Source organism: Flavobacterium amniphilum (assembly GCF_023634845.1).
Classification (GTDB): Bacteria; Bacteroidota; Bacteroidia; order Flavobacteriales; family Flavobacteriaceae; genus Flavobacterium; species Flavobacterium amniphilum.
Genome location: NZ_JAMLJL010000015.1, coordinates 89,525 through 102,551 on the forward strand (window position 1 = coordinate 89,525; position 13,027 = coordinate 102,551).

Here is a 13,027-nt window from a genome sequence, read left to right on the forward strand (position 1 = left end):
ACACTATTTTCATTAAGCACTTAGAATCAAAATATGAAATGATTGTACTAAATAACATTGCTATATTATATTCTAAAGAGAAAAAGTTTAATAAAGCAACTGACTATTTTTTAAAAGCTTATTTGATTGCAAAAGACGATAAAGACCAACTCAAAATTGGTTTGTACGGAATGAATTTGGGTAACTTGGAAAATGACAAGAATAATCCCAAAAAGGCTCGTAAATACTTTGCAGAATCTTTACCACTATTAAAAAAATACAAGCAATATTTAGTGATGGCTGAAATTTAATTAACTAACTGTGATTTATTGGACGGTAAATTTATAGAATCACGCGAAAATACTTTAAAATTAATTAAAAAAAACATTTGAAGATGATAATAAAGTTACAATTCCTTTACTAACTATTATTTCAAAAAGTTATTTAAGAGAAAAAAAATATGATAAATCATTGTTGTTCGCAAATAAAATTTTTAAACAAAATCCAAATTTAGAAGATAAAATTTCAGGTTTCGAATTACTTTCTGAAATAAAATTCAAATTAAAAAATTACCAAGAAGTTTTTTCATACAAAGATTCAATATTTAAAACAAATGAAAATTTGAATGAAATTAATAATGCTAAACTTTTTGAAAACAATAAAGTAAAATTTGAAATTTAAAATTATAAAAATGAAATTGCAAATAATGAAGAAAAAATTAGCAGAAATAGAGTTTTTTATTTTTCTATAATTATATTTATTAGCATTGTTGTTCTATTGGTAATTATTTTTTTTAGAAAGCAAGTAATTTTACATAAACAAAACAAATTAATTGCAGAAAAGAATGAACAGATAATAAGTTTAAAACTTGAGAAAGAAATAAATGAAGTACAATTACTTGAAAAAATTGTAGCTGAAAATCAAGCTATTTCACTTTTGGAACAACAAAAACTAAAAAATGAAGTTGAAATAAGAAATAGAAAATTATCTTCAAAAGCATTATATCTTTCAGGTAGAAACAATATGATTGAAGAATTATTAATCGATTTATCAAAAATTGCTCAAGTCTCTAAAGATATTTCGTTGATAAAACATATTAGTTCACTTCAAAACCATCTTAACACAGATGAAGAATGGAATAGTTTTATTACACATTTTGAAGAAGTCAACTTCGGGTTTTTATCAACTCTAAAATCACTTCACCCAACGCTAACTGCAAATGACGTTTGATTCATATCATATATTTATATGAATTTAAGCAATAAAGAAATAGCGTCAATGCTTAATATTGCTCCAGAATCTTGTAGAAAAAGAAAGGAAAGAATCGCTGCAAAAATAGGTTTTAGGTAGTGTCTCACTAACTTACACAGTTATTGAGACACTACCTTTATTTTTTTTGATTTAAACGGTTACAATGTATTTTTCGATTAATGGTCTATCGCTATTCTCATCCCAAATTAATTTCCAATTTTCTGATTCAACGACATTGATTTCTTTTTGGCTTTCTTTTTCCTTAGCTTGGAATTGTACTTGAAAACGGATATCAAATTCATTTCTTTCTCTTTCCTCGATTATTAAATTTTTAACTTCGTGTTTTGTAGGCGCCTCTAATTTTTCTATTATTGATTGATACCATTTATTGAATTCGCCATGTCCTATCATATTACCATATCCAGGAAATGTAAATTCTACTTTTTTATGTAGGTATTGAATAAAATATCCGTTTTCATCTAACTTGTCAAAATGAGTAAACCACTTGTGGATAAATGCTTCCACTTTTACTTTATTTCCTTTAGTGAAATCTTGAATTTTTGCAATAATTTTTTCTGCATGAGCAACAGCATTTTCTTTTACTTCTGACATAGAGTTTAATATGTTAGGCTCATAAGCATTGCGATAAGAATATAAAGGAGGATTGTAAATCATTTGTGTGTGATAAACGGTCTGTTCCATTGGCTTTAAAAAATCTTTTAGTCTAAAACGATTATAGCCAAGAGGTGTGTAAGATTCTTTAGAGCCACCTAAAGTTATGCTTTGTAAAAATTGTTTGCCTTTGAGTTTATCACCACCAACACCAAAAGCAAATCCCCAAATTAATACCTCGTCTAAATATTTCTTTAGGATTGCAGGTGTGCTATACCAATAAAATGGATGTTGAAAAATTATAAAATCTGCATTAAGCAAAGCGTTTTGCTCTGATTTTACATCAATTATATAATCAGGATATAATGATTCTAGATGACGCACTTCTAATGCTATTTCTAGATTCGCTTTTTTTAGATTTTCGATGATTGTTTTATTGGCTATTGAACTTTCCAAATTGGGATGTGATAGGATAACTAGGACTTTCATATTGTTAAAATTTAAGGAATTCATTAAGATAGTTAATTGTTTGTGCACACATTTTAAACTATATTTATTACAGTTGCAAAACTATTTCTAAATTTGTACACAATCAATAACTGTCAATCTTGACAGGTTAAAATAATTTAAATGAATAATAATATAGGATTACTTCCCAATTATGTTGATGGGTTAAAATTTCATTGTGGGATGGATGTAGCAATGCACCATCTGGGTGGAAAATGGAAAACTGTAGTGCTTTGGTACTTAATTGAAAATAAGAAAAGGTTTAATGAAATTAAAAAAAACATCCCCAATATTACCGAAAAAATGCTTACTATTCAACTGAAAAGTTTAGAAAAAGACGGAATTATAAAAAAAGAGGTTTTTAATATAAAACCGCCTTTGAAAGTAGAATATTCATTAACAGATTTTGGTAAAACACTTATACCTTTATTGGAATCTTTAGTTGATTGGGGACATTTTGTTGTAAAAGAAAAATCGTATGTAATGCACACAAAAAAGTAGTTACAAAAGCGGCAATTAGTATAGACAAAAATTCACGATTTGAGTATATCATTCATGAATTTGGTTACTTAAGTATTTTGCCTCAAACTATTTTTGATGAAATTGACCATAGAATAGTTGCGAATGATAATAAACAGTACCTTGCCGTCAGTATAAAATGTGACGAAATACCAATAAATAATTATTTTCGTTGTACAAAATGTGAAACAATTGAATATCTTACAACGCTTGTTGATTTTTCTATTCCGGAAAAATATATTGTCCAAGAAATGAACTGTGTTCTTGTAGGTATTTGTAAACAATGTTCTTGATATTTTATTTTGCTAGATTGTTGGGTATTTCTATTTTAAATTTATTTCTCAAAATTTTCATATCCTCACTTACTTTTTTGTCTAGTACTTTTGCATAGTGTTGGGTAGTTCTCAAATTTTTATGACCGAGCATTTTACTAACACTTTCAATCGGAACTCCATTTGTTAAAGTTACAGTAGTAGCAAAAGTATGTCGGGCAATATGGAATGTCAATTCTTTTTCAATCTCACAAACTTCTGCAATTTCTTTTAAATAAGCATTCATTTTTTGATTGCTAAGAATTGGTAGAAGTTTATTTTCATTATTACATTGTGGATGATTTTCGTATTTATCAATTATCATTTGCGTAACTGGTAGTATTGGGATTTTAGAAGCACTTTCTGTTTTCTGACGATGTGTAAAAATCCACTTTTCACCATCGATACCGATACTTATATGGGATTTTGTCAAATTCCTTACATCAATGTATGCTAGACCCGTAAAACAGCTAAAAAGGAAAATATCACGCACTAGAGACAATCTTTCTATTTTAAAATCTTTTTCAATAATACTTTGAATTTCTTCCTCAGATAAATAAATTCGTTCTACTTCTCTAACTTTAGATTTATAATTGGCAAATGGGTTTTTCTCAAGCCAATCATTAGCCAAACAAATCTTAATTATTTTACTGAAATTTTTGATGTATTTAACGGCAGTATTATTAGCGCAATTTCTAACACTTCTTAAATAGAATTCGTAATCGGTAATAAAGGCATGGTTTATTTTAGAAATCTCAATATCCGAGACACTATATTTCCATTCCAAAAACTCAATAGTGTGTTTTAAAGATGTGGTATAACGTTCTAACGTTCCGGAAGCGTATTCTTTGCCTACCAATTCTTTTATTTTATTGTTATGGTCTTGGAAGATTGGAACTAGCATCCTTGCTTTTTCATTTACTCCCAATATTTTGCTTTTAAGAGATTCAGTTGTTACAGGTATCTTTTTATGGATTAATTCCATTTGAGCATCTATAATTTGAGTTTTAAGTAGAGTAAGGTGACTATTTATTGAACGAGCTTCCTCTGATGAACCTTTCATTTTACCAGCTTCTACAGACCATTTAAAGGTTTCTACAAATCGATTGGTACTTAATTCAATTCTTTTGCCGTTGACTGTGATTCTTGTGTAGATTGGTAATAATCCATTAACGTTGGCTTTTGCTTTCTTTGCATAAAAGAGAATAGATACTTTTGTTTTCATTGTGATAACCTTTTTTAGTTGTTATTAAATTAACTTCAATTGGACTAATCCACAAGATGTACAATCATTGAACTGGTTGTTAAGCCTTGTAAATACTAGTCTTAAAGGACAAATCGGTTACCAAAGATTTGGATTATTTTAGGGTAACCGATTTTATCCCTTTAGGTTCACTCATTAATGAATAATTTGATTATGTTGGAAATGAAAAAACCCTTTAAATCATACGATTTAAAGGGTTTTAATTCAATTTGTATTCTATACTGGCAGAGAGGAAGGGATTCGAACCCTCGATGCAGTTACCCACATACAAACTTTCCAGGCTTGCTCCTTCAACCACTCGGACACCTCTCTATTATGGGATTGCAAAGAAATCTATTTTTTTCCAGAAAAAAAAGGACAAAACGAATTAATTCATTTCACCTCTCAAAGATGTTTCAAATATGGTTTTAAATACAGACGGCGCGACGTTCTGCCCTAACAGGTACATAAGCTTGGTAATAGCTGCCTCGGTAGTGATATCTTTCCCTGAAATCACCCCAATCTGCTTTAATTGTGAACTGGTTTCATAATGTCCCATATTCACGCTTCCCCCCGAACACTGGGTTACATTCACCACATGAATTCCTTTTTGGATCGCTTCCGAAAGTAGGTTTACAAACCATTCTTCAGTAGGCGCATTACCTGCCCCATAGGTTTCCAGTACTATTCCTTTCAGGTTTTCCGCCGAAAGTATGGCCTTCATGACGTGATGGTTCACACCCGGAAACAACTTCACCACCGCTACATTATCATCAAACTGTTTGTGTATTTCTATTTTCTTCCCGGTAGGCTTCAAAAGGATTTCTTCATTTACCTTCAAATGCACACCTGATTCAACCAGACAGGTCAGGTTGGGAGATGTAAAGGCATTAAAATGTTCGGCACTGATTTTTGTGGTACGGTTACCACGGTAGAGTTTATATTCAAAATACAGACACACTTCGGAGATAACCGGTTTCCCTTTGTGTTGTAACGATGCTACCTGTATAGCCGTAATCAGGTTTTCTTTTGCATCGGTACGCAAATCCCCTATCGGCAATTGCGAACCGGTAAAAACCACTGGCTTGTCAAGGTTCTCCAGCATAAAACTTAAGGCTGACGCCGAGTACGACATCGTATCGGAACCATGCAACACCACAAACCCGTCATACTGATTATAATTTTCCTCAATGATCGAAGCAAGCTTTACCCACTCCTGAATATTCATATTCGAAGAATCGATGGGCGTATCAAACGAAACAGTCGCTATCTCACAATCCAGCAACTTTAATTCGGGGATACTCTTCAACAGTTTATTAAAATTGAAAGCCTTTAAGGAACCTGTTTCAAAATCTTTGACCATACCAATGGTACCACCGGTATAAATCAGTAAAATATTAGGATTAGACGATGTCATGGTATTTTAATTTGTTGACAACAGGATTAGCATACATGGCCAGAAAGCCTTCTTTCATTTGCTGGTTTTGCTTATCGATACGCATTTCAAGACGGCGCTGGAAAAGGGATTTCTCCTGATCGGTATATTTATCCTGAAAACGGGTCGTATTGTTTAAAAGATCGTAAGCAATAAAGTTGGTTGGCCACAAACGGTACGATTGCAGTATGGAATCATCAACCACTTGGGTTAACGCCTGTATTTGCTTATTGTTATTTAAGTGTTCTTCCTTAATCGCATCCAACTCGCTGTCCAGTATATCTCCAACATGAATGTGTATTCTTCTCTTTTGTCCTAAAACCCCGCGCAGTATATTATTAAAATCCTCATTGGAACTTTTCACATATACTTCATTATTCGCTTCGGCCATTAACTGTGGCATCTTCAAAGCATCGGTAGGATCATATTCATAGGATATGGAAATAGGCACAATCTTTATCTCTTTGAAATAATCGATTACATCCCTTCCGTTTGCAGCCATCGACAACATCTTAAGCACACCACTGTGCGTGGCATCGTTACCGTCTTTGGTTCTTCCTTCGCGTTGTGCTATCCATACCGAGCGGTTTTCACGAAGCAATAACTGCTCAATATATTCCGACATTAAGTGTGAACTCTGCAACAATTCCCTTGGTGGCAAACCACGCTGTACAACAAAATTGCGGTTCAACTTAGACAACGAGCGTAAGAAATCTTTCTTTACCAGGTTATCACCAATAGCTGAGGCAGTCATCACCAGTCCATAGTCAAACAAAGCAATGTTCAGCAATGAAGTGTCTAATATAATATCGCGGTGATTGGATATAAATAAATAGGAAGTATTCGGTTCCAGTTTTTCAAACCCCGAAGTGGATAATCCGTCAGAGCTTTTCTGCAATACTTTCTGAATGGATTCATAAATGAAGTTACATTGAAAATCACGGATGGAATGTGTTTTTTTCAACTGTGCTTTCCACACTTCTTCATCAACATCAGGAAACGTGAACTGCATCATCGCTTTCATGATGGGATGATTGATTCCATTTTGGATTGCCTGATTTACTTCGGCATCATAATAAGGTCGGATGGCATCGAATTTTGACATTTCTGCTTAATTTCTACTACAAATGAACGAATAATTTTTGAATCCTTTGTAAATACTGCGTTATATTCCGAATACCGTTGCAGAATTTTCAGTCGTGATACGGGCAATCTCTTCAATTGGAAGATTATAAATCTCCGCCAGTTTCTGAGCCACCAATGTTACATACCCACTTTCATTCCTTTTTCCTCTGTGCGGAGCCGGAGCCAGATAAGGCGCATCGGTTTCCAGTACAATATGTTTGATATCGATTTGATCCAGGAACTGGTCAATCTTTCCGTTTTTGAACGTCACCACGCCTCCTATTCCAAGTTTCATTCCGTATGAGATGGCTTTTTGAGCCTGCTCCAGATCCCCTGAAAAACAATGGAAGATCCCGAACAAACCGTCACCCTTTTCCAGCTCAAGCACTTCGAAAATTTCATCAAAAGCATCACGGCAATGAATGTTGATAGGCAGTTTGTATTTCTTTGCCAATTGAATTTGTCTTTGAAAAGCAATCTTCTGGATATCCAAAGTCGTTTTGTCCCAATACAAATCAATCCCGATTTCGCCCACGGCATAGAATTTCCTTTTTCCAAACTGCTCTTCCACAAAAGCCAGTTCCTCCAGATAGTTTTCCTTCACATAACAAGGATGCAATCCCATCATCAGAAAAACATGATCAGGATATTGCGCCTCAAGATCAAACATACGCTGTGCATAAGTCGAATCGATAGCCGGAATAAAGAAACGCGTAACCCCCTTATCCATGGCATTCTGAATCATTTCGGCACGGTCATCGGCAAATTGTGAAGAATATAAATGTGTATGTGTATCGGTAAAAATCATGGTATTTATTTAAAGTGCAAAGGTACTGAGATTTAGAAAGAATAAAAAAACGTCTTGATTAATAATCAGGACGTTTTTAAAAAGGACTAATAAATTCTAATTACTGAAAATCTGAATCAGCAACTCCTTCATTTACTTTCACATCCGAAACCACAAGATCAATTGGCATCCCGGCTTCAATACTTATTTTAAAAGGATACTTCACCCCTTTTACTTCTTTATAATCGTCAAAATAAATCATTTGTTTAATCAATTGCTCACCCTGCTTGCTTTCATTCTCAGATGCTATTTTCAAACCTGTTTTTACATCAAAGAACAAACGGGACTTTGGCGTTTTGACCACATAAGCATCAACGTCATTTACTTTCTCAATTCCTGTAAATGTTACTTGCGGATTATCAATAAGGTACAACTCAAAGAAAGGATGCGCCTGTGATTTCATCAACTTATAATCTTCACCTTCAATCATCTTTTTCTTCCCTTGCTGCTCAATATAAGCCACTTTATCATTGATTCTCTGCTTCATAACCGTCATCTTCATTGCAGGCAAAACCATATCAACCGCAAATGTTCCCTTAGACGATGCCTTGGTATTAAATTCCAGCTGCTGTCCCTGAATATTCCCTTTGGCAAAAGTTGCCACTGTTTTAACTTCAGAAATTGCCTTTATACCACCAATCGCATTAACATAATTATCAATTACCGATTTTACCGTAACCTTTACATCTGCTTTTTTGGTCACAGGTTTCTCAACCGGATTACCATATTTATCGAAGAAGAACATTGGGATTTTAGTTTTTTCCAATGCAGGAATCACTTCACTTCCCTTTCCAACTACAATAATCCTTGCGTTATCAGCCAGAAAATATTTTTTTGCCGCATTCATTACTTCATCAGCCGTAACTGCATTGATACTTTTTATATAGTTTTCATAAAAATCAGACGGTAAATTCTGGGTTTCCGTTTGTAAAGCATAACGCGCAACCGTTTCAGGCTTTTCTATTTTCATTACAAAACTTCCGATATAAGCTGCTTTTGCATCTCTAAGAACTTGATCTGTTACTTTTTCCGTTCTTATTCTTTTAAGCTCGTTCAACAACTCAACAACTGCGCTATCAGTTACCATATTACGTACCTTAGCTGAAGCTGTAAATTTTGTTACAAACTTACTTCCGTTCACATATGATCCGGCACCATATGTCCATCCGTGTTTCTCACGAAGGTTCATATTCAGGTAGCTGCCAAAATCACCTCCAAAGATTTGATCTGCAATAATAGTTGCAAAATAATCCTTGTCTGTCATTTTCAGACTGACCGTGTTCACAAATGACACATTCGACTGTACTGCATTAGGCATATCAACAAAATTGATCTGTGTGTATTGCACATTTTTCGGGTCATTATAAGTTGCATTAGGAGCAGAAGCTTTAGTCCAATTCTCAAAAGCTTTCTCCACTCTATTTTTTATATCTGCAAACTTCACATCACCAATGACAACCAAATAAGCATTCTCAGGAACGAAATAGGTATTATAATACTGAATCACATCATTCAATGAAACCGCATTGATTGATTGTTCCGTAAGATACTCTCCAAACGGATGGTTTTTCCCAAAAGCCAAAACATCTTCCACTCTGGAGGCAACATTTGCAACATCTTTTTCTTCTGATTTAACTCCCTCAATAAGTTCAATTTTTTCCTTATCAAGTTCATCTTGGGTAAAATTCGGCTCTAAACATCCTTTCACCATAAGTTCAAGAATTCTTACCGAATATTTTGACAATCCGGAAGCATATGCCCCATCAGCCGAAAAATCGATTCTTGCGCCCATCATGTCAATTTCATCATTAAAAACATCTCTAGATACCGATTTTGTTCCTTTACCAATCAATTCACCTGTTAAATTTTTAACTCCTTTCTTTGCTCCTTCGGCATGTGGATTGTTATCAACACTCAAACTGAAAGAAACACGGGGCAGTTTATGATTTTCAACCACCATTACTTTCAACCCGTTTGGTAAAGTAAACTTTTGAGGCTTTCCAACATTTACCGTTGGCACAGGTCCCGGTTTTGGCATTGGCCTTTCGTTTTGTGCTTGTAAAGATGTCAAGGTAAAAAACAAGCTTGAAAATAATATAATTGCGTTTTTATTTATCAGTAGTGTTTTCATATTACGTAATTGCTTCGCCAATTCGCTGGCGCTCGTGTCTTGAATTTTCGCTTTCATACTCTTAGTTTTTCGCATTGTCTTTAGGAGCAATGTAATCCAATACTAATCTTTGATTAGAATTCAGGTGTTTTTTTGCCACTTCTTTTATGTCTTCCCGGGTAATCGAGCGGTAAATATCAGCTTCATTGTTAATCAGATTAACATCACCATACAACAAATAAAATGCAGCTAAGTTTTCTGCAACTTTCTCGACATTAGCAACGTTATTGACAAATTTATTCTCATAGATATTTTGCAGTTTCTGGAAATCTTTTTCGGAAATTAAACCTGTTTGAAGTTTATTAATTTCTTCATCGATGTCAGTCAGCATACTCTCTGTAGTATTAGTTCCTATAGGAACGGCAAACAAAATATAAGCACCGTAATCCTCTTGGGAAAAACTAAAAGCACCAACTTGCAAAGCCGATTTTTCATCGTCAACCATCTTTTTATAAAGCTTTGAACTCTTTCCGTTGCTCAAATAAGTGGAAATCATATCCAACACCCTTGCATCACGTGTTTTCATTGAAGGTGTTCTATAACAAGCAAACACTGCAGGAATTTGTATGTTTGGATCTTCGAAAGTTGCTTTGATCGTTTCCATAATTGGCTCCTCAACAAAAGTTTCCCTCTTAATATTGGCACCTTTCTTTATTGGACCAAAATATTGTTTGATCCATTTCACAGCAGTATCAAATTCAAAATCTCCTGCCACAACAAGTACAGCATTGTTAGGCACATAGAACTTTGCATTAAATTCCTGGAATTCTTTTAAAGTTGCTGCATCCAAATGTTCCATAGCGCCAATGGTAGTCCAACGGTAAGGATGTTTTTTAAACAGATGCCTTTTTATTTCTGCCAAAAACTGACCATAAGGCTGGTTATCATAACGGAGTCTTTTTTCTTCCTTCACCACTTCATTTTGAGTATCAACCCCAATCTGGTTAATGACAGGATGCATCAATCTTTCTGATTCCATCCACAAACCTAATTCCAGGTTATTAGATGGAAAAACCTCAAAATAATACGTTCTGTCATCCGTAGTATTTGCATTATTTGTTCCTCCATTGGAAGATACTAACTTCATCCATTCCCCGCGACCGATATTCTTAGTCCCTTCAAACAACAAATGTTCAAAAAAATGGGCAAAACCCGTACGTTGCGGATTTTCATCTTTAGCTCCAACATGATACATGACTGAAGTAATAATAACAGGCGCCGATTTGTCCTGATGTAAAATAACATGTAATCCGTTATCAAGAGTAAGCTCCTGAAAATCTACCTTTTGGGCATTTACGACACTTCCAAAAAGAAAGAAAAAGCCCAAAACCTTCAATGATTTTTTCATAAAATTTAATAAAATAGTATGCAATTTAGTCTCTGAACATTTCTGTTTGTTACATCAGAAAAGCAAATTTTGTACTAAATTACTTTCTTTTCGTAAAATCATTTTTACTTTTTTTTCGCACATACTTGCCAAGTTGACAAATAGTTGTATATTTGCGCACTTAAAATTTTAATAAACATCATTGTTATGTACGCAATCGTAGAGATAGCAGGGCAACAATTTAAAGTAAGCAAAGACCAAAAAGTGTATGTTCACCGTTTGGCTAGTGAAGAAGGATCAAAAGTTTCTTTTGACAAAGTTCTTTTATTAGACGATAACGGAAACGTAACTTTAGGCGCCCCAGCTATAGAAGGTGCTTCAGTAGAAGCTAAAGTGTTACAACACTTAAAAGGAGAAAAAGTAATCGTTTTCAAAAAGAAAAGAAGAAAAGGTTACAAGAAAAGAAATGGTCACCGTCAGGCATTAACTCAGATTATTGTTGAAGGTATTGTAGCATCAGGTGCTAAGAAAGCAGCTCCGAAAAAAGAGGCAGCTCCTAAAGTAGAAGCAGCAACTGAGGAAGCAGCAGCTCCAAAGAAAAAAGCTACTAAAGCCAAAAAAGAAGATACGCAAGAATAATATTAACTTATAAAACCAAAACATCATGGCTCACAAGAAAGGTGTCGGTAGTTCGAAGAATGGTAGAGAATCAGAATCGAAACGCTTAGGTGTTAAGATTTATGGTGGACAAGCAGCTATTGCTGGTAATATCATTGTAAGACAAAGAGGTTCTAAACACAATCCAGGTGAAAATGTTTACATGGGTAAAGATCATACTTTACATGCTAAAGTTGACGGTGTTGTGAAATTCCAAAAGAAAGGTGACAACAAATCATTTGTGTCAATCGTTCCTTTTGAAGCATAGTCTTCACAGAACATACAATATAAAAACGCTCTTCTTGAGCGTTTTTTTATTTTAAAACAATAAATCTACCGCAGATTCACAAATTACAAATCGTTTTTAATTTGCGAATCTGCGGTTACTGATTTTATTTAATACCTTTGCAACAATATTTCTATTATGAGTAAAATACGCATTACCAAACAGTTTAATTTTGAAACCGGTCACGCTTTATTCGGGTATGACGGGAAGTGTAAAAACGTACACGGACACAGTTACAAGCTTTCTGTAACGGTTATTGGTTCGCCCATAACTGACCGCAATAATGTGAAGTACGGTATGGTAATCGATTTCTCGGACTTAAAGAAAATTGTAAAGGAAGACATCGTGGATATTTTTGACCACGCTACTGTCTTTAATGCCACTACTCCACACATCGAACTGGCCAACGAATTAAAAACAAGAGGCCATCATGTGATTTTAGTGAACTATCAGCCTACAAGCGAAAACATGGTGATTGATTTTGCCGATAAGATCAAGAGAAGACTTCCGGAAAGTGTTAAGCTACATTCGTTAAGACTACAGGAGACAGAGACTTCGTTTGCGGAGTGGTACGCTGTTGATAACGAGTAGCTCAGTTATGAGTTATGAGTTATGAGTTGTTAGTTGTTTAGGTAGTATCTCACTAACTGTGTAAGTATAAAAAATAATGGGGTTTTAAAACCCCATTATTTTTTTGTTTAATTTTAAATGTTACACAGTCTTATGAAAAAAGAAAATTTATTATCAGATGATTTTTT

13 protein-coding genes and 1 tRNA gene are annotated in these 13,027 nt (G+C 34.1%); 6 read left to right on the top strand and 8 right to left on the bottom strand.

Features of this window, described 5'->3' with window-relative positions:
• Positions 1–38 precede the first annotated feature (38 nt).
• Complete coding sequence (locus tag NAT51_RS15750) at positions 39–290, top strand: tetratricopeptide repeat protein (protein ID WP_250600352.1); 252 nt, start codon at positions 39–41, stop codon at positions 288–290.
• Positions 291–756: 466 nt separating this feature from the next.
• A complete protein-coding gene (locus tag NAT51_RS15755; RefSeq protein ID WP_250600354.1) occupies positions 757–1,209 on the top strand; it encodes a hypothetical protein in 453 nt (150 codons plus the stop codon).
• Between the two features lie 171 nt (positions 1,210–1,380).
• On the opposite strand, the gene NAT51_RS15760 is transcribed toward NAT51_RS15755, so the two are convergent.
• Positions 1,381–2,331: an NAD(P)H-dependent oxidoreductase gene (locus NAT51_RS15760; RefSeq protein WP_250600356.1), complete on the bottom strand. Its 951-nt coding sequence runs from the start codon at positions 2,329–2,331 to the stop codon at positions 1,381–1,383.
• A gap of 141 nt (positions 2,332–2,472) precedes the next feature.
• On the opposite strand from NAT51_RS15760, the gene NAT51_RS15765 reads away from it, so the two are divergent.
• Complete coding sequence (locus NAT51_RS15765) at positions 2,473–2,850, top strand: winged helix-turn-helix transcriptional regulator (RefSeq protein ID WP_250600357.1); 378 nt, start codon at positions 2,473–2,475, stop codon at positions 2,848–2,850.
• 315 nt (positions 2,851–3,165) lie between these two features.
• Here NAT51_RS15765 and NAT51_RS15770 read toward each other — a convergent pair whose 3' ends face one another.
• The 7 genes from NAT51_RS15770 to NAT51_RS15800 form a co-directional block, all read right to left on the bottom strand.
• Complete coding sequence (locus NAT51_RS15770) at positions 3,166–4,404, bottom strand: site-specific integrase (protein ID WP_250600359.1); 1,239 nt, start codon at positions 4,402–4,404, stop codon at positions 3,166–3,168.
• 261 nt (positions 4,405–4,665) lie between these two features.
• Positions 4,666–4,755 (bottom strand) — tRNA-Ser (locus NAT51_RS15775).
• Between the two features lie 55 nt (positions 4,756–4,810).
• A complete protein-coding gene (locus NAT51_RS15780; RefSeq protein ID WP_250600361.1) occupies positions 4,811–5,839 on the bottom strand; it encodes an asparaginase in 1,029 nt (342 codons plus the stop codon).
• Positions 5,826–6,962, bottom strand: a complete 1,137-nt coding sequence (locus tag NAT51_RS15785) for a 1-acyl-sn-glycerol-3-phosphate acyltransferase (protein WP_250600363.1) — start codon at positions 6,960–6,962, stop codon at positions 5,826–5,828. The genes NAT51_RS15780 and NAT51_RS15785 overlap by 14 nt, the downstream gene beginning before the upstream one ends.
• 60 nt (positions 6,963–7,022) lie before the next feature.
• Entirely contained in the window at positions 7,023–7,790 is a 768-nt protein-coding gene (locus tag NAT51_RS15790; RefSeq protein ID WP_250600365.1) for a TatD family hydrolase, read from the bottom strand.
• A gap of 100 nt (positions 7,791–7,890) precedes the next feature.
• A complete protein-coding gene (locus NAT51_RS15795) occupies positions 7,891–10,017 on the bottom strand; it encodes an insulinase family protein (protein WP_250600367.1) in 2,127 nt (708 codons plus the stop codon).
• Between the two features lie 4 nt (positions 10,018–10,021).
• Positions 10,022–11,347, bottom strand: a complete 1,326-nt coding sequence (locus NAT51_RS15800; protein ID WP_250600369.1) for a M16 family metallopeptidase — start codon at positions 11,345–11,347, stop codon at positions 10,022–10,024.
• Between the two features lie 186 nt (positions 11,348–11,533).
• On the opposite strand from NAT51_RS15800, the gene rplU reads away from it, so the two are divergent.
• From rplU to NAT51_RS15815, 3 genes are all read left to right on the top strand, one after another.
• Positions 11,534–11,965 (top strand): 50S ribosomal protein L21, encoded by a 432-nt coding sequence (gene rplU, locus NAT51_RS15805; protein ID WP_250600371.1) that lies wholly within the window; start codon positions 11,534–11,536, stop codon positions 11,963–11,965.
• A 25-nt stretch (positions 11,966–11,990) separates the two neighbouring features.
• Positions 11,991–12,251 (top strand): 50S ribosomal protein L27, encoded by a 261-nt coding sequence (gene rpmA / locus NAT51_RS15810; RefSeq protein WP_108777454.1) that lies wholly within the window; start codon positions 11,991–11,993, stop codon positions 12,249–12,251.
• A gap of 156 nt (positions 12,252–12,407) precedes the next feature.
• Positions 12,408–12,860 carry a 6-pyruvoyl trahydropterin synthase family protein gene (locus NAT51_RS15815; RefSeq protein WP_250600373.1) on the top strand — a complete coding sequence of 151 codons (453 nt, stop codon included), beginning with the start codon at positions 12,408–12,410 and terminating at the stop codon, positions 12,858–12,860.
• Positions 12,861–13,027 lie beyond the last annotated feature (167 nt).